The organism is Lysinibacillus sp. OL1, from assembly GCF_004332175.1.
GTDB lineage: Bacteria > Bacillota > Bacilli > Bacillales_A > Planococcaceae > Lysinibacillus > Lysinibacillus capsici.
The window spans coordinates 232,468-258,038 of record NZ_SJDS01000007.1 but is presented as its reverse complement, the minus strand read 5'-3'; the positions used below and the strand labels follow the sequence as shown (position 1 = coordinate 258,038).

Sequence of the window (25,571 nt, the reverse complement as noted above, 5' to 3'; positions counted from 1 at the left end):
CCCTCCTAGAATGGCAGTGGTGTGCCATCGATAAATAAATCACTGACCTTTTTATTGTGAATCACAGATTCTACTGCTAGAGTTTGAAGCTCTTTATAAGTCGCATTATTGATTTCTTGAATAAATTTAAAAGCTGTATTTGTATCAAGTTGTTGATTAGCTTTTCGAGCGATAATTTCACTAATGATTTCTTTTCGAATTAGTTCTAGTTTTAATTTCAAGGATTTGTTCATACTTCAACCCTCCATATTTTCAATATTCAAACTTTAAGGAATATAAATCATCTTGCCGGTTGCCCTTGCTACTGCTATTTAAGCTTTTTCGTGCTGTATAATATCGCTGATATCACATTTTAAAACTGTACATAAAGTATCTAAATCACTGATTTTTATACTTTTCGAACGACCATAATATAAATCTCTTAATGTTGGATATGCGATACCAGTCATCCGATGAACATCACTAGCTTTTAAATTGCGTGCAGCACACCATATCCTGAAACGTAATTTGATCATAGTTACCTCCTAAAGCAATCCGTCTTGCCTATCACAAATGGCGAAACTACCACTCACTTTGAGCACCCTATAGTTGGGGTAACGTTGCATGTATTGCAGCACCAAGCGCCTTATTTCATCGTTATCCTTCGCCTGTTGGAATATCCAAGCAGGCAGAAGGACTTTGTGGGGTACGTTATTCATTCACTACTTCCACTTCAATTTCGGGTGCATCAACGAAAAATTCCGTTTCTGGTGTGATGTCTTTCATTTCACGTTTTGGTGCTGTACCCTCGTCATAAGCTACTTGTTGCTGCATCTCCACACTAATCGGTAGGTACTTCCACATGTGTCGTACAACGGTCTTTTTCGCCATTTCCTCGTAGTCTGTAGCCCACGGTGAATACGTGGAATTAGCAGCCTTCGAACGACCTTTGCGCTTCTCAATTTCGGCTTTTGACATGAACTCAAATTGATAACCCCCATCCTTAAAATGAGCGACCGCATAGGCACCAACAAAATTGCCTTTATCTTCATCCATACAAGGCTTGTGCTTTAACTTAGGGTCTAACCCTAGCTCATACTCAAATTCGTCTTTCTGGTATACGGCATGAGCGTAAATCGATTGGATATGACCACTTCGTCTAGCAAGATCAATCATCCCTTTGTAACCGATAATAAATTGAACCTCTGTAATGCCCTTTTTGTTATTTTTGAAAGGTAGTAAGTAGCAGTGGCCCATTAAACCCGGCTCTAATCCTAGTTGCGCTGCTTGCATAACAGCTCCTAGTAAACTAGAAACATCCGCATCTTTAAGTGCTGGTGTTGTACGGATTGTCGTCATTGCTAATCGCATTAAACGATCTACATCCATGTGTTTTGGTAAGGCCTGCGCCATTGCTGGTGCCATCTGTTTAAGATAATCATCTATTGTTTTTGGTTTTTGTTGTGTAGCAGGTGCCTGTTGCATTTGAGCTTTTAGATCAGTTGTAGTTGCCATTGTTAGTTAGCCTCCTTAATTGATAAGCGTCTTGATAACGATTCTTTGATATATTTTTCATAAATTGCTGGCTGTTCTTCTTTCAATCGCTTGCTATCCAAACGACTTGAAGCAATAGTTTTATAAGTTACTTTAAAGCGATCCGAATGCCCTTCTGCAGACTCTCCAAGCATCATTTTGAGTTGATTCTCATACTCTTTGCGTTGCATTTCGAGTTGCTTCTCTTCGACTTTTAATGATTCGATAGCTTCAATTAACGTATTCGATTGCTCGTCCAACATAATGGCTGAACCATCATCCTGTGGGTACATCTTGGCTAGTAATTCTGATGCCGATGAACTTCCATCAATAGCTGGTGGAACATTAGCTAGTACGTGATTCTCCCAAAACGCTTTCTCATGTTGGATCATCAATTCAATAAATTCATCATCCCTAGCTACTTCTTTCCAAACGAACTTGTTACCACCTATTAATACAGCGATGTATGCTTTTTCGTAGCCAGTGACTGCTAGGTAATGTTGTAACTGACAAAGGTATGCTGCTGGCACATCCTCGCCATTCCAACTATCTTTTAGGTACTCGCTCGCTGTCTTACATTCCAAAAATGCTTTCTCTCCAACTACATCCCTGTCTAGATTGGCAGTCATAAAATAGTGCTTAGGATGACGTAGCATTCTATTGATCTTTCGAATTTTCTTACCAGTTCGTCTTGCGAACTCCTTAGCTACCACATCCTCAAGAACGTTGCCCCAGTATGCAGCCTCACTATCTGATTCCTCAACAAATTCAGATGTTTTTTCTATATATAGTTGAAACGCTGATTTGTATCTGTTGAAACCTAAGATTGCCGATGCATCCGAACCGCCAATACCACTCTTACGGAGTTGTAGCCATTCAATGCGATCCATTTCTAAAGTAGAAACTGCTTCCATTCCCTTGCCCTCCTATGCTAAAATCTGATTAATAATTGTTTTTCTAAGCCACTATTACGAGTAGTGGTTTATTTTTTTGTGTAAAATTTCGCATTATAGTTATCCTCTAAATACGTATGGATGTTGTCTAAATGAACGATATCTCCATTCGGAAACTCCATGTAGTCATCATTGAAAACTATTAAACTACCGTAATGATCACGAAATTCTGTCTCGATATACCTAAATGTAGGTATTCTATTTACGGCTTCAATCATTCCCAACACCATTGGATTTTCAACTTCTATAAGTTGTCGCATATGCTCACCTTCTTTCCTATGTATTGATGGCATCCCATCAAGCAACTTACAGTGGCAAAGCATACCGGGGAGACGGTTCTGTAAACTGCTTGACGAGGGCGAGATAACTCTCGCAAACGTCTGATTTTGTGATATAATTGATTTGTATAAGTTGTCATAGCTGTTTAATCTTTCGCTCAGATTAAGCAGCTTTTTTGTATTCATTTAGCCTCACTAACACCCTCTTATCACAAAAGAAATGTACATATATTAACCTCTGTTTTAACGTCATGTGTCGCCACGCTCTAGGCTTGATGCGCAAGTTTCTTCACCACCTGTACAAGTATTCCTCGCTGGTTTAAATCAGCAACCGTTGCCCATAACTCTTTTCGCTTATGAAGTTTCTCTAGTTGATCCAATGAATTATGTAGGTCTCATTCTAGTTGTTTTGCTATGTTGATACGACCTGCTTTTACGTGTAGGTTGATTACAGCCGTTAGATCATCGATACATCTGATTTCACGCTCAATTTGTTCATCTATATTCATTTGATAAATCCTACCTTTTGAAGATATTTGTAATGGTCCATCCATACACCTGTGTAACTGATACCAAGGTGCTCGGTTGTTACTGCGATAAAGTTCGCTAGTGCTGTAGCTGCCTCCACTGCCTCTTCGATCATGTCCATAATGTTTTTCCGCTCATAATGCTCGATTGCATCGCTTGGTTTGGCTAAGCTTGTACTAGTTATGGCATCCAAGGCTTCTTGGAGTTCTTCTATTGTTTTCTCACGCACACTACAACGATGGAGGTCTACGTTTGGGCCGTTCAAGTAAATAGGTCCTGTTCCTGTATACTCATGCTGAACTGCTAGAGCAAGCTTCGGATTATCGAATCGATTAACCAACGTTCTACTAATATCTGATGGCACTTTCGCACGGCCATTTTCATATCGAGAAAGACGTTCCCTTCCTACCCCTATGTCCAATCCTAGGCTCAATTGAGTTTCGCCACCTCTCAATTCCTTGATTACTCCCCCAACTGTATTTTCAGTAACATTCACATTTACCACCCTTTCTATTTAATTAAGGTCACATTTCAGGTTAAAGTTAACTTGGTTGCAACCATCAAGTTTCAATAATTTGTGTATAATAATGGTTAAGAGGTAGATTTGCCCCTACCTCTTAGATTTCTACTAGATTGGTAGTTTGATAGAGGCCATTTGCCCTGGCCTCTCCTATGCCCTTAATAATCTAAGTCTTTCATTTTCACTCACGTAAATACCAAGACGCGAGTTCATGTATGACACATTATTGTTTTTCCATGCCAACACTTTGTCCCGAGGATAACGAGCACTTAACGCAAGACATTTTGGAAAACCATCCATTCGAATTATTTTTTCTACTGTTGGTAATTCGCAGTTGAATATTTTAGCTACATCTTCTTTTTTTAAGTTTGGTGGTAGAGAATTTTCGAATTTTGCTTTTTCTATCTCTCGTCCATCCTCTACACCCTGCTTATATGCTTTTTTAAACAAATCAGCTAATTCAGCGTTTAGTAACGCTTCTTTTAGTTCATCTATTGTTAGATTCATAGTTTCGCCTCCAATCTCAATCGCTGGTATAGCGCCTATCTTATTCGTTAGAAACTTTTTTTAAATACTCATTTGCAGCATGTAGGAAACCTTTTGAAGTATCGATGCCGTTTTCTTCTAAAATAACTAACAATTTTTCAATTCTTTTTTCATTCAAATCCGAAGTTAGACTTGTAACAGATTCTATTATTTCAAGCGATTTTTTCATCTCTTTGTTGAAATCAAACAGCGGATCATAGAAGCTGAACAGAGTTACACCTCCTACATCTTCTAAATACTCATCGAAAAGATTCGAGTTTGATCTGGTCACTTTTTCGAAATAAACGCCAATCGGATAAGAATTTGTTTCTTCTTCTCTAACGAATGAATAGTTGTAACAATCAACATTTAATTTTTCTGCTATTTTCAATACGTCGTCACTGATTTCTTTGGCAATTAAACAAACCCTTTTGATATTTTTGTCAAAAGAATATTCAAATGTTTGATAAACGTCCTTCCTCTTTGCTTTGCCGATTTTCAATTCTAAAGCGAACTGGCCGTTTATCGAAATATCAGATTTTCCGAACCCTAAGTATTCTTGTCTTTTAATGCTTTTTTCGTCACCGTAATAATCAATGAAATCTTTAAAAATCATGTTTTCTAAATCCTTTTCGAAACGGAAATTTTCTTTTTCAATTTGAATTCTTTCATCACAGATTAATAAATTTTTATAATTACGACCAAACAAGATTTCTTTTTGATTCTCTTGATGCAACTTATATTCTTCATCTTGAACAACGACTCCGTTATACGCATCAATGAAAATTTCATAAGCATCGAAACTGGATTGTACGAGCAAATATTTTGCATAAGCATGGCAATATGAAACGAACGTTGAAAAATTTTGTTTTTTACCAAAAACTCTGAAATATTCACTCTTATAATGTGGGTGCATCATATTTATTACAGCTAAATACTTAATGTTGATTACATTAGACATTTTTAATCCTCCTATGCTAGTTGTTTATTACCTTCAATGAGCTTTAACTTCATTCGCTCCATCGTTGGTAAAATGCCTTTTGCTTTTAAAGTTTCGTAAAGGAATAAACGCCCTTTTTGCGTCCACTTTGTATGAAGTCTTACACCAGTGGAACCATCTGGCTTTTTGTATTCTTTCGTTTCAGATTTTGTGTAGCCTTGACCTTTGAACTTGCTATACAGTAACCATTGTTTATTCAAGCTGTATTGAATGCCATGCTCGTTTAATAATTTATTTAGTGCGTATGCACTCATTCCGTAATCCTCTGCAATCTGCGAAGTTAGAAGTAAATCAGTACATTTCAGTACTTCGTCAACGTAAGTTACGATTGGTTGCATATCAGCTACTTGTTGCTGATACATTTGCTTTTCGATTTCAAGTTGTTCGTTCTTTTCAACTTCTTTGACTAACGCCAGTAAGGCTTCTTTGTAATTAGTTGGTAATTGCGGTTGCGTTAGTTGACGTTCCATTTCGTTGAATGCTTGAATGTATTTCAATTTGAAGTCTAGCGCTTTGCTTCCGTTGAAGCCCATTGCTAATAAAGTAAAACCATCTCGGTTCATATAAAACATGCGATATTGCTGTTTGTTTTGTGGATGTTTATAAACACCTTCTTTAAATAGGTCTGTCCAATTTTGGACACCCTCCCTTAATGCATCAATATCACGAAGTACATGATTGTGCCCTTTTTCAAAGTCTTGGGCTACCTGTAATGATGTAGTTACAGCTTGTCTATTTTGAATGATTACTAGATTCATGATATAACCTCCTATTTTTTAAAATTTTCCAATCTGCTAAACTATTGGTAGATTGGAGGTGGAATTTATGGCTACAAGAGCAGATATAACGTGTAAAAACTGTGAAAATACATTTCAAGTATTTTGGAATGATTTCACCAAACAGCTCCCATTAGGTTGCCCATATTGTTCATGTACTATTGACGAGACAATGACAGAGATGATAAAAAACGCTCTGGGTACTACATGGGAAGTAAACTATCATTTCCGAAAATATCACGAAGAAAGAGGTGAGGCTCTTTTCACCGTTGATATTAAAGATGTTTTTGTTCCAATTGATAAATTCGACTTTGATGAATAAAAAAGTCTAAAACTAGAGTTGGGTGTAAATTCGTTTGGGAAATAGCATTTTGCAAAAGTGTTTCTAACAAAGCGTAATGCTCACCCATCTCTTTTTTTAAAAATATTATTTTGTCCTGTTGATTTTTCAATTCATTTTCAATGTTCGCTAATCGATTCATGATGAAACCTCTTTTTTTATTTTTGTATCAAATTGCTACATTAATGAGATTAGATGAGTGATTTTGTAACATATCGTTACATTCATCATCAAAAAAAAGTACCCAATCAAAATCTAATACCTCAGATATAGATTTAGCTACATGTACTGAAGGTCTACGTTTACCTTGTTCAATCATGGTATAGTAAGCTCGTTCAATTCCAGATGCTTTCGCAACATCATCGTGAGTCATTTTTTTATCTAAGCGTTTTGCTTTTAACCAAGTTCGGTTTTTCATTTGCTCACCGCCTTTCGTATTACTTAACTATAATATAGTATCACTTCGTTACATTGTCAACACATTTTGTATCGTTTTGTTACATTTTTATTTTTTATTGGATTAGTAACAAATTGTTACATATAATTATGCTTAGAAACGCGAGGTGAAATTATGCTAGGTGTACGCTTGAAATATCTACGTAAATCTAATAACAAAACACAACAAGATATAGCTGACATACTAGGCATTACAAGACCAGCTTATACTGCTTATGAACAAGGTAAAAGAAATCCCGATTATGAAATACTAGAAAAAATTGCTGATTATTATAATGTCTCAACTGACTATCTTCTTGGTAGAACAGAGAATAAAGAAGCTTTACATAAACAAGCTGGTATCTCGGACGATGACTATAACAATTTAAGTGCATATCAAAAAGAAGTTATTAATTTCTTCTTAACTAGAGAGAATTTGTTTTTCAAAAACCAACCCGAAAATTTGCTTGATGCTTTAGAGCAATTCGAAGTTTATTACGAGGTATGGAAAAAGCAACAAGAAAATAAGAAGTGATTTTACATTCTTATGTAGACTTTCCAGACATTTAAAAATTCGCCTTTCCACTGGTGAATTTTTTTGTTAACATCAAAAGAACATATGTTTGTAAAAGAGGGATGTTATGACGTTTGTTTATACTCATTTAGAAGATTACGTTCGCGATTTATACACTAGTATTGGGGTAACTAAACCTTCCCACTTAGATCCGCGGATAATTGGCCCGAAGCTTGGCTTCACAGTAATTTACTTACCAATAGATTCAGTAAGTTACGACAATATAATAATTATAGATTCAAGATTATCTAAGCAAGAACAATGGCAAGAATTTTGCCATGAATTAGGCCATGTAATCTCGCATTCTGGCAATCAAACAAAAACTCACCCTTTATTTGTAGAGTACCAGGAATGGAAAGCGAATAATTTTGCTTTGCAAGCTTGTGTTCCTACTTTTATGTTAAATAAAATTAGACTTCCTATAGATGAAGAATTGGCGATTATTAAAATTTGTCTACTTTTCAAAGTTGAATATGACTTCGCTGAAAAGAGACTCAATCATTACTTTAACAATCATTTTTTTAAGAATTGTAATCTAGTTGAAAGGAGTTATTAACATGGGATATGTACAGAAAATTAGTAAGAACAAATTTAAACTTATCGCTGATTTAGGGTATCGTGGTAATCGTCGGATTCGTAAGACAAAAAATGTAGAAGCTAAAAACGAGAAAGAAGCAATGCGTCTACTCATACTGTTTGAAGAAGAAATGAAGCAAAATAAAGATGTCTATTTTAGTGATATTGATTCTATTACTCTAAACAATCTTTTTCCTAGATGGAAAGAAAATTATGCAAAACAACATTATAGTGCACGGTCGTTTCACGATAACTGTACACATTTAGAAAAGCGCATCCTCCCTATTTTCGGGCATATGAAATTAAAGGATATAAAAAAAGTGGATGTAGTATTCTTTATCGGTGACTTACAAAAGAAAAAACGTAGATTAGATGGTGATGAAAGTGAACTGGCCCCCTCAACCATCCATAACATATACAAAGCATTCGCTAGTATTATGAATGTAGCTGTTGAATGGAATTTAATCGAAGAAAGTCCATGTAAAAATATAAAACTACCCAAACTCAAATATGAAGAAGGAAAAGCCTACAATGAGGGACAAGTTAAATTGTTGTTTGAGCGATTAAATAATAGAGAGACTGCTGAAAAACGATTGTTAGTTGAACTGGCTGTAGTAAGCGCTGCTCGACAAGGTGAACTAGTAGCCATCGAAGAAAAACACTTAAACATAGAAAACAATACCTTATTAATTGAACAAGCTTTAGTTAATTTAACTGGAGAAGGAATCATTGTAAAAGAGACGAAAGGTAAAAGAAAACGAGTTGTGACTATCCCTTCAAATATCATGAATGATTTAGTTACACTTGCTGCAGTAAAAAAATATCAATTAGAAGAAGCTGATGACGAGCGAGAATGGGAAGGACATATTTTTCTTTTCTCAAATGAGTTTGGTAAACCTTATCGTCCAGATTCAATAAGTCAGTGGTGGGATCGTTTTATGAAAAGGAATCCAGATTTGCCTAGAATTCGTTTTCACGATTTAAGACATACTTCGGCCACCCTATTAATTCATGCTGGTGAACATCCTAAAGTTATTCAGTCGAGATTAGGTCATTCTAATATCACAACTACAATGAATACTTACGGACATCTTTTACAAGAAACAGATCAACGAGCTAGTTCTCATTTTGATAAACTTTTCGATGAAAAAGACTGATTTGGGCACCTCTTGGGCACCATTTAGTGAATTATACATTTATGTATAAAAATAAAAAGCCCTACAACCGTTGTGGCTGTAAGGCTTTACTTGACGTCCCAGGAGGGATTCGAACCCCCGACCGACGGCTTAGAAGGCCGTTGCTCTATCCAGCTGAGCTACTGAGACATGATGTCGTTTCTTATGTATTCCATAGGAAGGACAATATTTATTATATGTACTTTATAGCATAATGTCAACATTAATTTTACTATGCAGGCAAGGTTTGCCTCATATTTTTTATCATATGTTGCTACAGCGTCCATTATACCATTTCTTCACCCTCTTAACAGGACGGATAGCAAAATATTTGCTACACTATTGGCGATAAAAAAGTAGGAGGTTTGTGGATGTTTAAAGATTTAGTCGTTATGGTCACAGGTGGTGCACAAGGGATTGGTAAGGGTATTACGCTTGCATATGCACAACAAGGTGCAAAAGTGGTGATTGCTGATTTGAAGGCAGGCTTAGGTCAACAGTTAGAACAGGATATGCTTGCTCAAGGCTACTCTGCATTATTTGTGCCAACGGATGTGACAAAGGAACAGGATATCATTCATTTGATGCAGCGAGCTGTTGAGCAATATGGAACCATTCATATTTTAATTAATAATGCTGGGAAGTTCCAGCATCAATCTCCCTATGAGGTAACGTTTGATGAGTGGCAGGATTTGTTGCAGACGAATTTAACGGGTACCTTTTTCTGTGCCAGAGAGGCTGCAAAAGTGATGCGGCATAATGCAAAGGGTGGTTCCATTGTTTCGCTGGCCTCAACGCGAGCTGAAATGTCAGAGCCTCATTCAGAAGCTTATGCGGCTACAAAGGGTGGTATCATCGCGTTAACACATGCTTTAGCGCGATCTTTAGGGCCAGATCAAATTACAGTGAATTGTATTTCCCCTGGGTGGATTGAAACAGGTGATTACGAGGCACTACGGCCAATCGACCATGCGCAGCATTTGTCAGGAAGGGTTGGTCTGCCTGAGGATATTGCACAGGCTTGTCTCTATTTAACAAACCCGATCAATAACTTTGTGACAGGTATTAATCTTACAGTTGATGGTGGCATGACGAAGAAAATGATGTATGAAGCGTAATTTTGTCGTCTCTTCTTTTCTTTCTTGTTCTTCATACTCCGAGATTCCTTAGAGTATGCTACTGTAGGAGAAAGAACAAGAAGGAGTGAAGCCTTGTACCCCTATTCAAATGGTTTTTCATTAAGTCAGCTGTATCATGCTCCCTATACGCAGTATACGGCTCCGATTCGTCACATTTTACAGTCAAATGATTACCGACGCTGTATTAGTAAAGGCGAAGCAGACTTTATGGCTATGAACCGCTTACTTTGGATGGAGCATGTGAATTGGACACGGATGACTATTATTAGCATTGTGTTTAATTTGCCTGATTTACCCTTTGTGCAGCAGCGTTTGCTACGCAATGCAACCGATTTAGGGAATTGTTTACGCCCCTTTTATGGTGACTCCGTGGCGGATCGTTATGCAGCTTTAATTAAAGAGCATCTGGTAATTGCGGCTCAATTAGTGACAGCTGCTGCGAAAGGTGACGCTACCACAGCGGAAGCTAAAGAGAGGGAATGGTATCGTAATGCAGATGATATTGCTTTCTTTTTGCATACAATCAATCCATACCTAACTAGAGAGGCCGTACAAAAAATGTTTTATACGCATTTAGCTTTAACGAAAAATGAAGCTGTCACGATGATACAAAAAGATTATCAGGCAGATGTAGAGGTATTTGATGAAATTGAAGCAGAGGCACTTGCGATGTCGGATATGATTGCCAGCGCCATCGTTATGCAATTTTGCTACCTCTTTTAATGCAAAAATCTTGATGGATTTATGATCATTTTATGCTCAACTACTGGAGGAAAAACTCTCGCCGTTTTGTTTTTAGCATAATGAGCACGAGGCTGCATGCCCTGAAGTTTCCCCTTCATAAAAGAGGCTAATGTATTGCTTTCAATCGTTACGTTGGCTCTTTTTAATTCCCACGGGGAGTGGTGAATATCAATGCGAAAAAGTGTATCCTTCCATTTCGCCCATGAATGGTAGCGCTCTACAATCCATCGGTCAAAATTAGTATTGGTCTTGTCTCCTATAGTATAAATAACCCTCAATCTTTCGTCACATGCTTTGTAATGGCTTGTATATGAATAGTGATTCCCTCTTTGTTTTACTAGGATGTTGGAATGGCGATATGGCAAGCTACCTATTGCCGTAATTTTTGATAAGAAATTATTCGTCACATCTAAATGAAAAAAATAAATGCCTTTCATGCCGTTATACTCCACATATGTTCGGACATTCAATTGTAAATAGGTATTCATCCCAGGAAGAGGTGGTAAAAAGCGTAGCCGATGTCGATAAACTTTAAAAAGGACAGCACTAAGCCAGGCATTTTGTTCAAAGAGATCGAGCTTCAGTTCTTTAGGTACATGTTTTTCGAGTTCTTGAGGGGCTATCGGCCAATGTAAAAATAGAACATCTTGCCATGTTTGAGTCATCATCCACATCGTAAAACTCCTTTCTAATCACTAGTTTTTCCTAGAAAGGAGTTCTTCAAACAAACGATCTATTGATTTTGGTCAGCAGACTCTATTTCGACATAACGATAATATAAGTTTCGTAATTCAGATTCTTTATATAAGCCTAAATGACTTTTAAATTGAGGATGAACCATAATTCCATGAGCACGTAAAACTTTGACAAACCAACCCTTTGAATACTTATGCACCAACCCTATTCTCCTTTATTTTTATTCATACATAGAATATGCGTTTGAATACGGTAGAGTGCCTTTACAAATAAAAAACGAGAGAATAAATAGCTCTCGTTTTTAGTTATGTGCCACAAAACGTACGATATGGTTGATTAGTCGGTTCAGGTAATGAAGCGTATTCTTGTTGGTCTTTCGTATGAGCATATGGCTGGGCTAGGACTTTTAGTAAGTTGTTCATCACACTATAATCGCCTTGTTCTACAGCCGCTTCCAAAGCTTCTTCTACCCTGTGGTTTCGTGGAATAACAGCTGGATTATGTTGACGCATTAATTGTTGTGACATGTCTTTTGTTTGCTGCTGTCTCGCTAATCGAGCTTGCCATTTGTGATGCCAGTCTTTAAAAGCTGATGCATTAAATAATGGGGAATCCTCCAATTGCTCAAATGTTAAGGCGATAAATGTATTCGTATAATCAGCTTGATATTGCTGAAGAAGCTGAAGAAGCTCTTCAACAAGCTTGATGTCTTCTTGCTCCTCATTAAAAATGCCTAGCTTTGCACGCATACCTTCCAACCAATTTTCTACATATAATTTTGGATACTGTTGTAGCGTTTCTTGTGCCAGTTGAATGGCTTTTTCTTGATCATCATCAATTAAAGGTAGTAAGGACTCTGCTAAGCGCGTTAAATTCCAGCCACCGATATTGGGCTGATTTCCATAAGCATAGCGTCCTTGGTGATCAATCGAGCTAAACACAGTCGCAGGATCATAGATGTCCATGAATGCACAAGGACCATAATCAATGGTTTCACCGCTAATGGTCATATTATCGGTGTTCATGACGCCATGGATAAAGCCCACTAACTGCCACTTTGCTATAAGGGAGGCTTGTTTCTTTATGACTTCATTTAACAAATAAAGATAACGATTTTGATTGCCAATATTAGCTGCGTAATGTCGTTCTATTGCATAATCAGCTAAAAGCTGTAGCTCCTCATCTGTCCCCCATTGCGCAGCATATTGAAATGTCCCTACCCGCAAATGACTACTTGCAACTCTTGTGACAATAGCGCCTGGTAGTTCCGTTTCTCGAATAATCATTTCACCTGTAGTGACTACTGCTAGACTACGTGAAGTTGGGATCCCTAGTGCAAACATCGCTTCACTAATAATATATTCTCTTAGCATTGGACCTAATGCGGCTCGCCCGTCTCCACCGCGAGAATAAGGTGTTCTACCTGATCCTTTTAAAGCAATATCATACCGTTCCTTTTGAGGTGTGATTTGCTCCCCATATAATAGAGCCCTACCGTCACCTAGCATATTAAAATGACCAAATTGATGCCCTGCGTAAGCCTGTGCAATCGGTTCGCCACCTTCTGGAGTTGTATTACCAGCTAAAACGGCTAATGCTTCCTCACTCTTTAAAGCCTGAATGTCTAACCCAAGTGAGGCTGCAACTGATTCATTTAATAAGATCAATTTTGGTGAACGAACAGGATTTAACGATATGTCGGAATAAAAAATACTTGGTAGTTGAACGTAACTATTATCAAAATGCCAGCCAATTGTTTTTTTCATATTTTCTCCTTTATTGCCTTTACGATTTATTTTTGCTATTTCAGCATGAATCATTCATAGGCAATTTTACCATTATCAGTAGCCCAAATAAAAATCCGCATACTTTACTAGTTATGCGGATTTTCTCTATTATTGTCGATCAAATGTATATGTAGCCATACATTGATTATCATCTGTCATGCAATCAACTTTAAAAGATGTCGCATTGATTTCCACAACAGCAAAGCTTTTCTCTTTACGACCACGTGGTTTTAATAAGCTGCCTGGATTTAAAAATAGGATATCATCCATCATTTCGGCACCAAGAATATGTGAATGACCAAAGCAAACGATCTGTGCACCTACTTCTTTAGCACGATAGGATAATGATAAGATGGAATTTTTCACATTGAATAAATGACCGTGTGTCACAAAAATCTTTACATCATGGACCATGAAAATTTCTTCTTCAGGGAAAGCTTTCTCACGATCACAGTTTCCACGTACTTTTTTCAATCCTTCTAATGCCTCATGTGAATAGGGAAGTTCACTATCTCCACAATGAACCACAATATCTATTTCAGGATAAAAACCTCTAACCTTTTCGATGACATGGCTGTCACCATGTGTATCGCTCATAACAAGCATTTTCATGGATATCACCTCTTATTTGATAAGATTCGGTAATTGCTCCTTTAACTTGCGAATTGCATTGCCTCGGTGAGAAATAGAACCCTTTTCCTCTTGTGAAAGCTCAGCCATCATTCGATTTAAGCTTGGCACAAAAAAGATTGGATCATAGCCAAAGCCATTCGTTCCGCGCTTTTCATGGGCAATGACGCCTTCACATGTACCAAATACCGTTGTTGTTGCGAAATCAGGTCCTGCAATTGCAATACAGCAGCAAAAACGTGCTGTACGTTTGTCATCTTCGACGCCTTGTAAATTTTCTAACAGTTTAATCATGTTTGCTTCATCGTCATGGTCACCAGCATAGCGAGCGGAGTACACACCTGGCTCACCTTTTAATGCATCTACTGCTAAACCACTGTCATCTGCAATAACAATGGTATTAAGCTCCTTCGCCAATGCTTCTGCTTTTAAGATGGCATTTTCTTCGAATGTTGTTCCTGTTTCTTCTATTTCCATATCTGGTGCCACTTCAAACATTGTTACGACTTCATAACCAAGTGGTCCAAATAATGCTTCAAAATCTTTTGCTTTTCCTTTATTTTTTGTGGCGATGACTACTTGTTTCATATTATTGATTCCCTCCAACTTTGTGTGCCAGTTCACCAAGCGTTATTTTTTGAAGCTCCACTAATTGTTGTATGCCTTTTTCACCTAATGCTAACAATTCATTTAGTTCTTCACGAGAAAAAGTAGCTTCCTCACCAGTACCTTGTAATTCAACAAATCGTCCTGCGCCTGTCATCACAATGTTCATATCAACAGCTGCAGCCACATCTTCTACATAATTTAAATCAAGAATAGCGCCTTGTTCTTCAACGATCCCAACACTTGTAGCTGCTAAAAAGTCTGTTACTGGGAATTTTTCAAATGGCTTTTCTTCAGCAAATTTAGCAATGGCCTGTGTCATGGCAACAAATGCTCCCGTAATGGATGCTGTACGAGTACCGCCATCCGCTTGAATGACATCACAGTCAATCCATACAGTACGTTCGCCTAGCGCCTCTAAATCGACTACAGCACGCAATGCACGCCCAATCAAGCGCTGTATCTCCATTGTACGACCATTGACTTTCCCACGAGAGGATTCACGTGGTGTACGTTGAGCGGTTGCACGAGGCAGCATGGAATACTCGGCTGTAATCCACCCTTTCCCTTGCCCACGTAGAAAACCAGGTACCTTGTCTTCAATCGTTGCGGTGCAAATTACTTTTGTATTGCCTACTTGAATTAATACGGAGCCTTCAGGGTGTAATAGATACTCACTATCTATTTTCACAGGTCGTAGCCCATCTGCATTTCTACCATCATATCTTGTCATATATTTCGTTCCTCCTAAAAACTTTCGCGCCCTCATCTTATCATAATTTGTGCCATCAAAAAAGTACTCGGTGGCTTATGTACAATGCTAAAAACGTAAAAAATCAGCCTAGCCTGTTGCTAAGCTGATTTTTTATTTTAATGTGATACGTTTTATGTCGAGAGTACCTTGCTCTAACCAATTCTCAGCAATCGAACGGAAAATTGGGACAGAACCAGTTGCAAAAAATCTATGAGCAGGCACCGCATTTGCATTTGCTAAAGTGCCATTATACGCTAACATTTCCTGTACATCCTTTGCTGTTTCCTCCGCAGAAGATAAAACATTCACATCTTCTCCGACAACAGCTTCAATTTGTTTTTGTAAAATAGGATAATGTGTACACCCTAAAATAACCGTATCAAATTGTCGATTTTTCAACGGCTTTAAGCCTTCTGCTATTAAATTATTTGCAAAGTCACCTTTATATTCGCCACTTTCTACAAGTGGTACGAATGTGGGACAAGCTAGTGGAATAATATGTGTTGACGTATTGAGTGACAATAAGGCTTCTTCATACGCCCCACTTTTAATTGTTCCTTCTGTTGCAAGCACAACGACTTCATGTCGCTTCGTTTTTTTTACAGCTGCACGTGCGCCAGCATTGATAACACCTAGTACTGGAAAAGGCATATTTCTTTGTAAACTTTCGAGTGCTACTGCAGTCGCTGTATTACAAGCTATAACGAGCATCTTAACATTCATTTTTTCGAGTGCTTTTGCCATTTGCCAAGTAAAATTCCGTACTTCCTGACGACTTCTTGGACCATACGGACACCTTGCTGTATCGCCAATATAATAAATCGTTTCGTTTGGCAATCGCTTCATGATTTCTTTTGCTACGGTTAAACCGCCTACTCCTGAGTCAATAACGCCTATCGGGGCATTCATACTTTCCGCCTCAATCCTGTTTCATGTGTACATGTAGTTTTTCTAAATAGCTTGATAATTGCGCGACTTCTTGTTCATTAAAACCAACAAGCATCTCTTGCAAATATTGCTGTCTTTTTTCAATTACTTCTTGAATGATACGTTCGCCCTTTTCGAGAAGATGAACGACAACGACACGGCGATCATTTTCATCACGCACACGCTTGACTAATTCATTTTTCTCCATTCGGTCCACTAAATCTGTTGTCGTGCTAAAAGCTAAATATAAACGGTTTGATAATTCGCCAATTGTAATATCACCAAGCTCTTCTAACCACTGTAATGCAACAAATTGTGGCGGCGTAATCGCATAATCGGAAACAATTTCTCTTCCCTTTTGCTTCACGATGGCCGCTATATAGCGTAATTCCTTTTCAACCGTTGCAACGGTTTCAGGTGAGTGCTTTGTTACTTCATCCGACATATAACTATTTCACTCCTAAAAATACGTTGAATAGTTCTATTTTGTCGTTTTTTTCACGAAATAGCAAGTGTCCATTAGTCTAATTTAAATTCTTCCAAGCGTAACAGCTCAATTAACGCCTGAGATCGATTCGTTACACCTAGCTTTTGAATTGTATTGGAAATGTGATTTCGCACTGTTTTTTCACTAATACCAAGCTGCTCTGCAATATCTCTCGTTGTTTTTTCAGCTAATAAAAGCGCAAATATTTCACGTTCTCGGTTTGTTAAAAGAGAACGATGATGAGAGCCATTCATTCAGTTACACCCTCCTCCCCCGCACGTATTGTAACTTATGTTAAGGGGCAGGAAGCGGTGACGGCTATTTGCATGATTATTCCATGTTTCCTTAAAAATTTCGAAAATTACATTGTTACATTCATAAATTTTACGTAAAAAGTAAAACCTACTATTTCACTTAATTTACATATACTTATATATTGAACTAGTGAGGCAGAATGGCCAACTGAATGAATTTTGTTTTTTCTTCCTCTGAAATCGGCACACTTTTACCTGTACGAGGATCCATTTGCACAATTGTGCCACGACCAGTGAAACAGATTTCGTCCTTTTGATTTTTTGCTAGATAGTGAATGTCCAGCGACGAATTCCCAACTTGCGCGATTTTTGTATAGATTCGTAGTACATCATCAAAGAAAACCTGCCTTACATAATCACATTGTAAATCGGCTACAATGGGTATAGATTTCACATTCTCTTCTCCAACTGAGGGCATTAAAATTCCTAAATGTCGGAAGTAATCAATTCTTGCCTGCTCAAAATATGTAAAGCTAATCGTATTGTTCATATGACCATACATGTCTGTTTCTGAAAATCGCACTCGTACCTCACTAAAAAATGAAAAACCCTTTTCCCACTCTTGAAAATTATCGATATAATTTGCCTTCATGATATACCATCCCCTGTCATGTAATTGCCCGTCTTTTATCAATCAACGGCAAACAAAATGAATACATATTCATTATAAAAGAAAATACTATATTATCATAGAAAAAACGTAAATAACACTTGATAAATTTCATTTCTATAACTTTAAAAAACTCCCTTACACTTCGTGTAAGGGAGTTCAGCTTGTCCGTATATTAGTCTACGTAGTGGTCAGAACCGAAGAAGTTACGGAACATTTGCACTGTAGTTGCACGGTTTAATGAAGCGATGGATGTTGTTAAAGGAATACCTTTTGGACATGCAGCAACACAGTTTTGAGAGTTACCACAGTTTGCAAGGCCACCGTCACCCATAATCGCATTTAAACGTTCATCTTTAATCATAGCACCAGTTGGGTGAGTGTTGAAAAGACGTACTTGTGATAATGGAGCTGGTCCGATGAATGAAGCCTTTTCAGACACGTTTGGACATGCTTCCATACATACACCACAAGTCATACATTTAGATAGTTCATAAGCCCATTGACGTTTACCTTCTGGCATACGTGGACCTTCACCTAAATCATACGTACCATCGATTGGTACCCATGCTTTAACTTTTTTAAGCGCGTTGAACATACGTTCACGGTCAACTTGTAGGTCACGAATAACAGGGAATGTTTTCATTGGCTCCAATTTAATCGGCTCTGTCAATTGGTCTACTAGTGTAGAACATGATTGACGCGGACGGCCATTGATCACCATTGAACATGCACCACAAACTTCTTCTAAACAGTTCATATCCCATGATACTGGTGATGTGTTTACACCATCTTCAGTAACAGGATTTTTTTGAATTTCCATTAAAATTGAAATTACGTTCATACCATGACGGTAAGGCACTTGGAATTTTTGCCAGTAGCTATTGCCGCCTTGTGTATCTTGACGTAAGATTTCCACTTTGACCATTCTTCCAGTATTTGCTGCGATTTGCATAACTTTTAGTCTCCTTTCGCAGAGTAGTCGCGTTTACGTGGTGGGATTAATGAAACGTCGACTTCTTGGTACGTGATGATTGGATTACCAGTAGCTGGGTCAAACTTCGCCATTGTTGTTTTTAAGAAGTTCTCGTCATCACGGTTAGGGAAATCAGGTTTATAGTGTGCACCACGAGATTCATTACGTAATAGTGCACCTTTTGTCATTACTTTTGCAAGCACTAACATATTTTTAAGCTGACGTGTAAAGTGTGCGCCTTGATTGCTCCATTTTTGCGTATCATTGATGTTGATGTTGTTCCAACGCTCAGTAAGCTCATCAAGTTTTTTCAATGTATCTTCAAGCTGATCATTGTAACGTACTACAGTCATTGTAGCAGTCATCATTTCACCAAGCTCTTTATGCAGTAAGTAAGCGTTTTCTGTGCCTTCCATTTTCATGATAGCATCCCATTTCGCTTGTTCCTCTTTTACACGAGCATCGTAAATCTCTTGTGGAAGATCTTCAGCATGCTTTTTAAGGTGTTTTACATAGTCTACTGCGTTTGGTCCTGCAACCATACCACCGTAGATAGCAGATAATAATGAGTTTGCACCAAGACGGTTTGCACCATGTTGAGAGTAATCACATTCACCTGCTGCAAATAGACCAGGAATTTCAGTCATTTGATTGTAGTCAACCCATAATCCACCCATTGAATAGTGAACTGCTGGGAAAATTTTCATTGGTAATTTACGTGGGTCATCCCCTACGAATTTTTCGTAGATTTCGATGATACCACCAAGTTTAACATCCAATTCATGTGGATCTTTATGTGAAAGATCTAGGTATACCATGTTTTCGCCATTGATACCAAGTTTTTGGTTTACACAAACGTCGAAAATTTCACGTGTTGCAATATCACGTGGTACTAAGTTACCATAAGCTGGGTATTTTTCTTCTAGGAAGTACCAAGGTTTACCGTCTTTATAAGTCCAAATACGACCACCTTCACCACGAGCTGATTCTGACATTAGACGGTTTTTGTCATCTCCAGGAATCGCTGTTGGGTGAATTTGAATGAATTCACCATTCGCATATGAAGCACCTTGTTGATAAACGATAGAAGCAGCAGAACCTGTGTTAATAACAGAGTTTGTTGTTTTACCGAAGATAATACCAGGGCCACCAGTCGCCATAATAACAGCGTCTGCACGGAATGATTTAATTTCTTCTGTACGCATATCTTGCGCTACGATACCACGACAAACGCCGTCTTCATCGATAATAACACCAAGGAATTCCCAGTGTTCATATTTATTTACTAAACCAGCTACTTCATGAGAACGAACTTGCTCATCTAGCGCATATAGTAATTGTTGACCAGTTGTTGCACCAGAGAAAGCTGTACGGTGCATTAAAGTACCACCAAAACGACGGAAATCTAAAAGCCCTTCTGGTGTACGGTTGAACATAACACCCATACGGTCCATTAAGTGGATAATGCCAGGTGCTGCATCACACATACCTTTTACTGGTGGTTGGTTCGCTAGGAAGTCCCCACCATATACTGTATCATCAAAGTGGATCCATGGAGAATCCCCTTCACCTTTAGTATTTACCGCACCATTAATTCCGCCTTGCGCACAAACAGAGTGTGAGCGTTTTACAGGAACTAATGAGAATAAATCAACTTCAGTACCAACTTCAGCTGCTTTAATCGTTGCCATCAGACCGGCAAGACCACCGCCGACAACAATTATTTTGCTTTTCGCCATGATTATTTCTCACTCCTCTTAAAAAATTGCAATGATTGCATGTGCTCTATCGTAGCTTCTATTGAATTATACGAAAGCTAAAATAGCAGCCACACCAACTACACTTAGAATTACGAAAAGAATGTTTGTTACGTAAGTAGCGATCTTTTGAGACTGAGGAGATTGTGTAATACCCCAGCTTACTAGGAATGCCCATAAACCGTTAGATAAGTGGAAAGTTGCTGATAAAATACCAACAATGTAGAATCCAAGCATGAATGGATTAGCAACAATATTCGCCATCATGTCGTAATCAACGTGTGTGCCAAGTGCTTTTTGAATACGAGTTTGGAAAATATGCCATGCAATGAATATCACTAAGAATACACCAGTAAAACGTTGTAAAGAGAACATCCAGTTACGGTACGTGCTGAAACGTCCAGTGTTTGGTGTAGCAGTGAATGCAATGTAGACACCATAGAATGCGTGGAACATTAATGGAATATAGATGACAATCCATTCAACTAGGATAAGGAATGGAATCTTTTCCATTACTGCGGTAGCATCGTTGTAACTTTCTGCCCCGCCTGTTGCTGTAAAGTTAATGAACAGGTGCATCGTTAAAAACAGACCTACTGGAATGATCCCAAGTAGAGAATGTAAGCGACGCCATAAAAACTCTCGATCTTTCGACAAGACTGTTACCCCCCTTAGTACTTAAAATAGCACAACAAAAGAAGTCATCATTTTGTAAATGATACTTCATTGACTGTGTATTTCATCATGGTACAATATTATGACATGTTTATTGTACTCTCAAGAGCTACGAGCGTCAAGGCAACTCGGAGTTTTTCATAGAGCTTATTAAAGAACTAATCTAGTACATGATGCGTCGTTTTTTCTCGAAAAATCTATCATTACTTTATTACCGTTAAATTTTAAGAAAATTCTAAGAAAGAAGGATAACAATGTTAAACACTCCATCTCCTACAATCTCATCATTTGGCTATGAGATCATTCGTGATCATATTCTATCTTCTATACTTGGTAAACATGAAGATGACGTCCTATATTGGGCAGGTAAAGAGCTTGCTCGCAAGTTCCCATGTAAAAGTCAAGATGAACTTATCGCATTTTTCGCAGATGCCTGCTGGGGTACATTAGAACTCATAAAGGAATCAAAAGATGGACGTATTTTCCAGTTGACAAATGACCCTGAAATTCTGCAAATAAAGCAGCGCAGCTTTAAACTTGAAGCTGGATTTATAGCAGAGCAAATTCAACTAGCTAAAGGCTACCTAACAGAATGCTATAATGAAAAACGGGAAAAGCAACAATACGTCATGTTTACAGTCAAATGGGACGTTAAAGAACGTATTATGAATACCATTCCCTCAGAATAATTAAAAAGGATTGTTTCCCAGTAAAGAATGGGATGACAATCCTTCTTTTTTCTTCCTTTTATTTCGGTCAATTACATAAAATGCTGTTTCTTCTATTATTATATGTAAAGTGCTTGCTCTAAATTAAACTCATCATGGAGAGCATTAGCTGCTTGGATCATATCATCCTGTGGTACAACAACGGACACTTTTATTTCAGAAGTACTAACCATTTTTACAGGGATATTTTCACGACGTAACCGATCAAACATACGAGCAGCAACGCCTGGATTGGAAGCCATGCCTGAACCAATAATAGAAACTTTTGCTAGTCCAATTTCGAAGTCAGCAAAACTAAATCCAAGTGATAATTTACTATCCTCTAAAACACGTAATGCTTCCGCAAATTCCTCTTTTAAAATGGAAAACGATACAGTTGGCTTCAACCCATCAATAATGGCTTGGACAATAATATCTACATTAATACGGTTCTCTGCAAGAACCGTAAATATATCTGCTAATAAAGCATTGGAAAAAGCATCATACCCTACTGTTAAACGAATAATATCTGATTCAAATGCAACACCACGAACGACTAAATTTTTTTCCATTTCCACTTCCTCCTTCAATAAAGTGCCTACTGATTCTATTAAACTTGAACGTATAATAACAGGCATTTGAAATTTCTTCGCTAACTCCACCGCACGAGGATGTATGATATGAGACCCTAAATTCGATAATTCCAACATTTCATCATATGAAATTTCTTGAAGCTTTTGGGCATTGGGAACATATCGTGGATCTGCTGTATAAACACCATCCACATTTGTATACATATCTACTCTCTCCGCTTCCAACGCTATGGCAAGTGCAACAGCAGCTGTTTCAGCTCCACCTTTTCCAAGCGTGGTGATATTGTGCACTTCGTCAATCCCTTGTTCTCCAGCAATAACCACAATTTGTCCCTGTGCAAAATGTTCTTCCATACGACTAATATCTATATAGTCGATACGAGCATGTTGATACATACCATCCGTATGTATACCAGCTTGCCATCCAGTTAGAGACACAGCCTCATAGCCTGCTTCCTGCAAGGCAATGGCAAATAAAGCACTAGATAATTGAGAGCCAGTTGACAAAACTGCATCTAATTCTCTTTTCGACACATCGTCAGTTAGTTGGTGTACCATCATTTTCATCTCTTTCGCAGTGTGTCCCATTGCTGCAACGACCACTACTACATCCAATCCTTTGTCCTTTTCAGCAATCGCTTTCCTAGCAGCCTCTTGGATTTGTTCAGTAGAAGCTAATGCAGCTCCTCCAAACTTCATCACGACTTTAGCCATTTCTTTCGTTCTCCCTTCCAGTTCATGTATTTCACCAAATTATGGGGGGTAAAACCGTTTCTAGAAAACTAAAAGGCAGCCTCCACATAACGTGAAAGCTGCCTATAACATGTACAATAATCGTAACTTGCGCATGTGTGATAGCTCTCCGAAACGTTTAGAATCGACAGTCTTACATTTCTTAAATGCAAAACCAGTACAGTAATGGAACAACAATACTGTACTTCGGCAAGCTCCCCTTTCACACAATATCTCTGGACTTGTCCATCCTCCATTGTGTTACTCTTGAATCTTGCACCTCTATCATCACTTTAAAGTGAATGTATTCAATTCATTAAGCCTTAGCGTAAACAAACTAGTCACGCAGTTGGCTCTCCATAACATTGAAAACAATGTTATTTATAACCATAGCACATGCCTATTCCTTTGACAATGATTGTTGCTGAAAATAGCTAAAAATTTGGCTTGCTAAATTAGCGGGCATCCCAGCCTCCTGTAATGCTAGCTCGCTCGCCTCTCGAATTTTTTTGACTGAACCGAAATGTTTAAGAAGCTGTTGCTTTCGTTTTGGTCCTACCCCTTCAATATGATCTAATACAGATTGAATGGCATGCTTCTCATGCTGTTGACGCAAGAAGGTAATAGCAAAGCGATGGACTTCGTCTTGAATTCGTTGTAATAAATAAAAGCCATCACTTGTACGTTTTAAGCTAATCACTTCTGGTGGATCACCGAACAAGAGCTGAGATGTATTATGCTTATCATCCTTGGCTAAACCAGCAATCGGTATAACAAGACCAAGCTCATCTTCTAGTACTTCACGGGCTACTTCCATTTGTCCCTTACCACCATCAATTAAGACTAAATCTGGTAATGGTAGTCCTTCCTTTAAAACACGGATATAGCGACGACGTATAACCTCCTGCATTGCACCGTAATCATCATGCTTGGCTGCTGTACGCGTTTTATATTTTCGGTACTCCTTTTTCGCAGGCTTCCCATCAATGAAAACAACCATAGCAGACACTGCATCCGTTCCATGCATATGACTATTATCAAAAGCTTCAATTCGTAAAGGAGTACTAATACCCATTGCTTTGCCAAGTGCCTCACAAGCACCAATCGTACGTTCTTCCTGGCGCTCTATTAGCTGGAATTTAGCTGCCACAGCAATTTCAGCATTTTTGGTAGCTAATTCAACCAATTCCTTCTTTTGACCTCTTTTCGGTGTGAGCACTTTAATTTCTAATAATTCTGTTAAGATAGCTGCATCAATGGCTTGTGGAATAAAAATTTCTTTTGGCTTAATATGCTCTGGCTTTTCATAAAAGCGCCCAACAAATGTTAAAAATTCTTCCTCTGCATCTTGATAGATCGGGAAAATTGAGACATCGCGCTCAATCAGCTTTCCTTGGCGCACAAAGAAAACCTGAACACACATCCATCCTTTTTCAACAGCATAGCCAAATACATCTCGATTTGTTGTATCACTTGAAACTATTTTTTGTTTCTGCATAACCGTATCAATATGGGCAATTTGGTCTCGGAATTCCTTCGCTCGCTCAAATTCTAGGTTTTCTGCAGCTGCTAGCATTTTAACTTCAAGCTCTTTTTTGACTGCCTCCACACCACCATTTAGAAACTTCGTCATATCCTCAATCATTTCTTGATAAACCTGACCATCAATTTCCTTCACACAAGGTGCTAAGCATTGACCCATGTGATAGTACAAGCAAACCTTGGAAGGTAATTGTACACATTTGCGCAGCGGATACAATCGATCCAATAGCTTTTTCGTTTCACTTGCTGCATAGGCATTCGGATAAGGACCAAAATATTTTGCCTTATCCTTTTTTACCTTCCGTGTCGTAATCAGACGAGGATGTTTTTCATTCGTAATTTTTAAATATGGATAGGTCTTATCATCCGTTAACATGACATTATATTTTGGATCATGTAATTTGATGAGATTCAGCTCTAAAATAAGTGCTTCAATATTTGATGACGTTACAATATACTCAAAATCTTCTATTTCACCTACAAGCCTTTGCGTTTTCCCTTCATGTGTTCCCGTAAAATAAGAGCGTACACGGATTTTTAGAACTTTTGCTTTACCGACATAAATGATAGTCCCTTGTCGATCCTTCATCAAATAGCAGCCAGGTTGATCTGGTAAAATATCCAGTTTTCGCTTTATTAAATCGTTCATTACCTACCTGCCCCCCTAAGTAAAAATTCCCCTCATTAGAATCATGTTAGTTAT

Annotated in this window: 32 protein-coding genes, 1 tRNA gene and 1 riboswitch; of the genes, 6 read left to right on the top strand and 27 right to left on the bottom strand. The window is 38.1% G+C overall.

Annotation, left to right across the window (positions count from 1 at the left end):
• Positions 1 to 5 precede the first annotated feature (5 nt).
• The 11 genes from EW028_RS14690 to EW028_RS14640 all read right to left on the bottom strand — a co-directional run bounded on the left by EW028_RS14690 (position 6) and on the right by EW028_RS14640 (position 6,850).
• On the bottom strand, positions 6 to 233 hold the full coding sequence (locus tag EW028_RS14690) for a hypothetical protein (RefSeq protein ID WP_131521407.1): 228 nt from the start codon (positions 231 to 233) through the stop codon (positions 6 to 8).
• Between the two features lie 78 nt (positions 234 to 311).
• Positions 312 to 515, bottom strand: coding sequence for a helix-turn-helix domain-containing protein (locus EW028_RS14685; protein WP_131521406.1), 204 nt, complete (start codon positions 513 to 515; stop codon positions 312 to 314).
• A gap of 175 nt (positions 516 to 690) precedes the next feature.
• Positions 691 to 1,494, bottom strand: coding sequence for a recombination protein RecT (gene recT / locus EW028_RS14680; protein WP_131521405.1), 804 nt, complete (start codon positions 1,492 to 1,494; stop codon positions 691 to 693).
• 2 nt (positions 1,495 to 1,496) lie between these two features.
• Positions 1,497 to 2,426, bottom strand: coding sequence for a YqaJ viral recombinase family nuclease (locus EW028_RS14675; RefSeq protein WP_131521404.1), 930 nt, complete (start codon positions 2,424 to 2,426; stop codon positions 1,497 to 1,499).
• Between the two features lie 68 nt (positions 2,427 to 2,494).
• A complete protein-coding gene (locus EW028_RS25335; RefSeq protein WP_193767389.1) occupies positions 2,495 to 2,725 on the bottom strand; it encodes a YqaI family protein in 231 nt (76 codons plus the stop codon).
• A 523-nt stretch (positions 2,726 to 3,248) separates the two neighbouring features.
• Complete coding sequence (locus EW028_RS14665) at positions 3,249 to 3,767, bottom strand: helix-turn-helix domain-containing protein (RefSeq protein WP_103118608.1); 519 nt, start codon at positions 3,765 to 3,767, stop codon at positions 3,249 to 3,251.
• Between the two features lie 174 nt (positions 3,768 to 3,941).
• Complete coding sequence (locus tag EW028_RS14660; protein ID WP_131521402.1) at positions 3,942 to 4,298, bottom strand: hypothetical protein; 357 nt, start codon at positions 4,296 to 4,298, stop codon at positions 3,942 to 3,944.
• A gap of 40 nt (positions 4,299 to 4,338) precedes the next feature.
• On the bottom strand, positions 4,339 to 5,277 hold the full coding sequence (locus EW028_RS14655; RefSeq protein ID WP_131521401.1) for a PDDEXK family nuclease: 939 nt from the start codon (positions 5,275 to 5,277) through the stop codon (positions 4,339 to 4,341).
• Between the two features lie 11 nt (positions 5,278 to 5,288).
• Positions 5,289 to 6,074: a phage regulatory protein/antirepressor Ant gene (locus EW028_RS14650; protein WP_227744958.1), complete on the bottom strand. Its 786-nt coding sequence runs from the start codon at positions 6,072 to 6,074 to the stop codon at positions 5,289 to 5,291.
• A 293-nt stretch (positions 6,075 to 6,367) separates the two neighbouring features.
• On the bottom strand, positions 6,368 to 6,574 hold the full coding sequence (locus tag EW028_RS14645; RefSeq protein WP_131521399.1) for a hypothetical protein: 207 nt from the start codon (positions 6,572 to 6,574) through the stop codon (positions 6,368 to 6,370).
• Positions 6,575 to 6,601: 27 nt separating this feature from the next.
• The gene (locus EW028_RS14640) at positions 6,602 to 6,850 is read right to left on the bottom strand and encodes a helix-turn-helix transcriptional regulator (RefSeq protein ID WP_131521398.1); all 249 of its coding nucleotides are present in this window, start codon (positions 6,848 to 6,850) and stop codon (positions 6,602 to 6,604) included.
• Between the two features lie 153 nt (positions 6,851 to 7,003).
• On the opposite strand from EW028_RS14640, the gene EW028_RS25995 reads away from it, so the two are divergent.
• The 3 genes from EW028_RS25995 to EW028_RS14625 all read left to right on the top strand — a co-directional run bounded on the left by EW028_RS25995 (position 7,004) and on the right by EW028_RS14625 (position 9,174).
• Positions 7,004 to 7,402: a helix-turn-helix domain-containing protein gene (locus EW028_RS25995; protein WP_131521397.1), complete on the top strand. Its 399-nt coding sequence runs from the start codon at positions 7,004 to 7,006 to the stop codon at positions 7,400 to 7,402.
• 106 nt (positions 7,403 to 7,508) lie between these two features.
• On the top strand, positions 7,509 to 7,997 hold the full coding sequence (locus EW028_RS14630) for an ImmA/IrrE family metallo-endopeptidase (protein ID WP_131521396.1): 489 nt from the start codon (positions 7,509 to 7,511) through the stop codon (positions 7,995 to 7,997).
• A 1-nt stretch (position 7,998) separates the two neighbouring features.
• Positions 7,999 to 9,174, top strand: a complete 1,176-nt coding sequence (locus EW028_RS14625) for a tyrosine-type recombinase/integrase (protein WP_131521395.1) — start codon at positions 7,999 to 8,001, stop codon at positions 9,172 to 9,174.
• A 94-nt stretch (positions 9,175 to 9,268) separates the two neighbouring features.
• Here EW028_RS14625 and EW028_RS14620 read toward each other — a convergent pair.
• Positions 9,269 to 9,342 (bottom strand) — tRNA-Arg (locus EW028_RS14620).
• 221 nt (positions 9,343 to 9,563) lie between these two features.
• Here EW028_RS14620 and EW028_RS14615 point away from each other — a divergent pair.
• Both EW028_RS14615 and EW028_RS14610 read left to right on the top strand, forming a co-directional pair.
• Positions 9,564 to 10,310 (top strand): SDR family NAD(P)-dependent oxidoreductase, encoded by a 747-nt coding sequence (locus tag EW028_RS14615; protein WP_131521394.1) that lies wholly within the window; start codon positions 9,564 to 9,566, stop codon positions 10,308 to 10,310.
• 93 nt (positions 10,311 to 10,403) lie between these two features.
• Positions 10,404 to 11,054, top strand: a complete 651-nt coding sequence (locus EW028_RS14610; RefSeq protein WP_131521393.1) for a hypothetical protein — start codon at positions 10,404 to 10,406, stop codon at positions 11,052 to 11,054.
• On the opposite strand, the gene EW028_RS14605 is transcribed toward EW028_RS14610, so the two are convergent.
• The 13 genes from EW028_RS14605 to EW028_RS14545 form a co-directional block, all read right to left on the bottom strand.
• Positions 11,051 to 11,749, bottom strand: coding sequence for a YqjF family protein (locus EW028_RS14605; protein WP_131521392.1), 699 nt, complete (start codon positions 11,747 to 11,749; stop codon positions 11,051 to 11,053). The two genes, EW028_RS14610 and EW028_RS14605, sit on opposite strands and share 4 nt — an antisense overlap.
• 59 nt (positions 11,750 to 11,808) lie before the next feature.
• The gene (locus EW028_RS14600; protein ID WP_083225372.1) at positions 11,809 to 11,970 is read right to left on the bottom strand and encodes a DUF2639 domain-containing protein; all 162 of its coding nucleotides are present in this window, start codon (positions 11,968 to 11,970) and stop codon (positions 11,809 to 11,811) included.
• A 106-nt stretch (positions 11,971 to 12,076) separates the two neighbouring features.
• Positions 12,077 to 13,537 carry a protein adenylyltransferase SelO gene (locus EW028_RS14595; RefSeq protein ID WP_131521391.1) on the bottom strand — a complete coding sequence of 487 codons (1,461 nt, stop codon included), beginning with the start codon at positions 13,535 to 13,537 and terminating at the stop codon, positions 12,077 to 12,079.
• Between the two features lie 129 nt (positions 13,538 to 13,666).
• Positions 13,667 to 14,170: a metallophosphoesterase gene (locus EW028_RS14590; protein WP_131521390.1), complete on the bottom strand. Its 504-nt coding sequence runs from the start codon at positions 14,168 to 14,170 to the stop codon at positions 13,667 to 13,669.
• 12 nt (positions 14,171 to 14,182) lie between these two features.
• A complete protein-coding gene (locus EW028_RS14585; RefSeq protein WP_131521389.1) occupies positions 14,183 to 14,776 on the bottom strand; it encodes an XTP/dITP diphosphatase in 594 nt (197 codons plus the stop codon).
• Between the two features lies 1 nt (position 14,777).
• Positions 14,778 to 15,527 (bottom strand): ribonuclease PH, encoded by a 750-nt coding sequence (gene rph, locus EW028_RS14580; RefSeq protein WP_112116289.1) that lies wholly within the window; start codon positions 15,525 to 15,527, stop codon positions 14,778 to 14,780.
• Between the two features lie 132 nt (positions 15,528 to 15,659).
• Positions 15,660 to 16,457, bottom strand: a complete 798-nt coding sequence (gene racE / locus EW028_RS14575) for a glutamate racemase (RefSeq protein WP_004226440.1) — start codon at positions 16,455 to 16,457, stop codon at positions 15,660 to 15,662.
• A 10-nt stretch (positions 16,458 to 16,467) separates the two neighbouring features.
• Positions 16,468 to 16,920, bottom strand: coding sequence for a MarR family winged helix-turn-helix transcriptional regulator (locus EW028_RS14570; protein WP_016991542.1), 453 nt, complete (start codon positions 16,918 to 16,920; stop codon positions 16,468 to 16,470).
• 74 nt (positions 16,921 to 16,994) lie between these two features.
• Positions 16,995 to 17,216: a helix-turn-helix domain-containing protein gene (locus EW028_RS14565; protein ID WP_004226437.1), complete on the bottom strand. Its 222-nt coding sequence runs from the start codon at positions 17,214 to 17,216 to the stop codon at positions 16,995 to 16,997.
• A gap of 187 nt (positions 17,217 to 17,403) precedes the next feature.
• Entirely contained in the window at positions 17,404 to 17,868 is a 465-nt protein-coding gene (locus EW028_RS14560) for an acyl-CoA thioesterase (protein WP_131521388.1), read from the bottom strand.
• A gap of 193 nt (positions 17,869 to 18,061) precedes the next feature.
• Complete coding sequence (gene sdhB / locus EW028_RS14555; protein WP_004226431.1) at positions 18,062 to 18,841, bottom strand: succinate dehydrogenase iron-sulfur subunit; 780 nt, start codon at positions 18,839 to 18,841, stop codon at positions 18,062 to 18,064.
• A 5-nt stretch (positions 18,842 to 18,846) separates the two neighbouring features.
• A complete protein-coding gene (gene sdhA, locus EW028_RS14550; protein WP_004226429.1) occupies positions 18,847 to 20,601 on the bottom strand; it encodes a succinate dehydrogenase flavoprotein subunit in 1,755 nt (584 codons plus the stop codon).
• Between the two features lie 66 nt (positions 20,602 to 20,667).
• The gene (locus EW028_RS14545) at positions 20,668 to 21,276 is read right to left on the bottom strand and encodes a succinate dehydrogenase cytochrome b558 subunit (protein WP_004226428.1); all 609 of its coding nucleotides are present in this window, start codon (positions 21,274 to 21,276) and stop codon (positions 20,668 to 20,670) included.
• 272 nt (positions 21,277 to 21,548) lie between these two features.
• On the opposite strand from EW028_RS14545, the gene EW028_RS14540 reads away from it, so the two are divergent.
• Positions 21,549 to 21,983, top strand: a complete 435-nt coding sequence (locus EW028_RS14540) for a YslB family protein (RefSeq protein ID WP_048393678.1) — start codon at positions 21,549 to 21,551, stop codon at positions 21,981 to 21,983.
• Positions 21,984 to 22,081: 98 nt separating this feature from the next.
• Here EW028_RS14540 and EW028_RS14535 read toward each other — a convergent pair whose 3' ends face one another.
• Both EW028_RS14535 and uvrC read right to left on the bottom strand, forming a co-directional pair.
• On the bottom strand, positions 22,082 to 23,308 hold the full coding sequence (locus EW028_RS14535) for an aspartate kinase (RefSeq protein WP_131521387.1): 1,227 nt from the start codon (positions 23,306 to 23,308) through the stop codon (positions 22,082 to 22,084).
• Between the two features lie 133 nt (positions 23,309 to 23,441).
• Positions 23,442 to 23,619: riboswitch (Lysine riboswitch) on the bottom strand.
• A 107-nt stretch (positions 23,620 to 23,726) separates the two neighbouring features.
• Complete coding sequence (gene uvrC / locus EW028_RS14530; protein WP_131521386.1) at positions 23,727 to 25,517, bottom strand: excinuclease ABC subunit UvrC; 1,791 nt, start codon at positions 25,515 to 25,517, stop codon at positions 23,727 to 23,729.
• Between the last annotated feature and the right edge of the window lie 54 nt (positions 25,518 to 25,571).

What these genes read in the sequence shown, in the direction of transcription:
- EW028_RS14690 (WP_131521407.1), bottom strand. Translation starts at nt 233, where the DNA reads ATGAACAAATCCTTGAAATTAAAACTAGAACTAATTCGAAAAGAAATC.
- EW028_RS14685 (WP_131521406.1), bottom strand. Translation starts at nt 515, where the DNA reads ATGATCAAATTACGTTTCAGGATATGGTGTGCTGCACGCAATTTAAAA.
- recT (WP_131521405.1), bottom strand. Translation starts at nt 1,494, where the DNA reads ATGGCAACTACAACTGATCTAAAAGCTCAAATGCAACAGGCACCTGCT.
- EW028_RS14675 (WP_131521404.1), bottom strand. Translation starts at nt 2,426, where the DNA reads ATGGAAGCAGTTTCTACTTTAGAAATGGATCGCATTGAATGGCTACAA.
- EW028_RS25335 (WP_193767389.1), bottom strand. Translation starts at nt 2,725, where the DNA reads ATGCGACAACTTATAGAAGTTGAAAATCCAATGGTGTTGGGAATGATT.
- EW028_RS14660 (WP_131521402.1), bottom strand. Translation starts at nt 4,298, where the DNA reads ATGAATCTAACAATAGATGAACTAAAAGAAGCGTTACTAAACGCTGAA.
- EW028_RS14655 (WP_131521401.1), bottom strand. Translation starts at nt 5,277, where the DNA reads ATGTCTAATGTAATCAACATTAAGTATTTAGCTGTAATAAATATGATG.
- EW028_RS14650 (WP_227744958.1), bottom strand. Translation starts at nt 6,074, where the DNA reads ATGAATCTAGTAATCATTCAAAATAGACAAGCTGTAACTACATCATTA.
- EW028_RS14645 (WP_131521399.1), bottom strand. Translation starts at nt 6,574, where the DNA reads ATGAATCGATTAGCGAACATTGAAAATGAATTGAAAAATCAACAGGAC.
- EW028_RS14640 (WP_131521398.1), bottom strand. Translation starts at nt 6,850, where the DNA reads ATGAAAAACCGAACTTGGTTAAAAGCAAAACGCTTAGATAAAAAAATG.
- EW028_RS25995 (WP_131521397.1), top strand. Translation starts at nt 7,004, where the DNA reads ATGCTAGGTGTACGCTTGAAATATCTACGTAAATCTAATAACAAAACA.
- EW028_RS14630 (WP_131521396.1), top strand. Translation starts at nt 7,509, where the DNA reads ATGACGTTTGTTTATACTCATTTAGAAGATTACGTTCGCGATTTATAC.
- EW028_RS14625 (WP_131521395.1), top strand. Translation starts at nt 7,999, where the DNA reads ATGGGATATGTACAGAAAATTAGTAAGAACAAATTTAAACTTATCGCT.
- EW028_RS14615 (WP_131521394.1), top strand. Translation starts at nt 9,564, where the DNA reads ATGTTTAAAGATTTAGTCGTTATGGTCACAGGTGGTGCACAAGGGATT.
- EW028_RS14605 (WP_131521392.1), bottom strand. Translation starts at nt 11,749, where the DNA reads ATGTGGATGATGACTCAAACATGGCAAGATGTTCTATTTTTACATTGG.
- EW028_RS14595 (WP_131521391.1), bottom strand. Translation starts at nt 13,537, where the DNA reads ATGAAAAAAACAATTGGCTGGCATTTTGATAATAGTTACGTTCAACTA.
- EW028_RS14590 (WP_131521390.1), bottom strand. Translation starts at nt 14,170, where the DNA reads ATGAAAATGCTTGTTATGAGCGATACACATGGTGACAGCCATGTCATC.
- EW028_RS14585 (WP_131521389.1), bottom strand. Translation starts at nt 14,776, where the DNA reads ATGAAACAAGTAGTCATCGCCACAAAAAATAAAGGAAAAGCAAAAGAT.
- rph (WP_112116289.1), bottom strand. Translation starts at nt 15,527, where the DNA reads ATGACAAGATATGATGGTAGAAATGCAGATGGGCTACGACCTGTGAAA.
- racE (WP_004226440.1), bottom strand. Translation starts at nt 16,457, where the DNA reads ATGAATGCCCCGATAGGCGTTATTGACTCAGGAGTAGGCGGTTTAACC.
- EW028_RS14570 (WP_016991542.1), bottom strand. Translation starts at nt 16,920, where the DNA reads ATGTCGGATGAAGTAACAAAGCACTCACCTGAAACCGTTGCAACGGTT.
- EW028_RS14565 (WP_004226437.1), bottom strand. Translation starts at nt 17,216, where the DNA reads ATGAATGGCTCTCATCATCGTTCTCTTTTAACAAACCGAGAACGTGAA.
- EW028_RS14560 (WP_131521388.1), bottom strand. Translation starts at nt 17,868, where the DNA reads ATGAAGGCAAATTATATCGATAATTTTCAAGAGTGGGAAAAGGGTTTT.
- sdhB (WP_004226431.1), bottom strand. Translation starts at nt 18,841, where the DNA reads ATGCAAATCGCAGCAAATACTGGAAGAATGGTCAAAGTGGAAATCTTA.
- sdhA (WP_004226429.1), bottom strand. Translation starts at nt 20,601, where the DNA reads ATGGCGAAAAGCAAAATAATTGTTGTCGGCGGTGGTCTTGCCGGTCTG.
- EW028_RS14540 (WP_048393678.1), top strand. Translation starts at nt 21,549, where the DNA reads ATGTTAAACACTCCATCTCCTACAATCTCATCATTTGGCTATGAGATC.
- EW028_RS14535 (WP_131521387.1), bottom strand. Translation starts at nt 23,308, where the DNA reads ATGGCTAAAGTCGTGATGAAGTTTGGAGGAGCTGCATTAGCTTCTACT.
- uvrC (WP_131521386.1), bottom strand. Translation starts at nt 25,517, where the DNA reads ATGAACGATTTAATAAAGCGAAAACTGGATATTTTACCAGATCAACCT.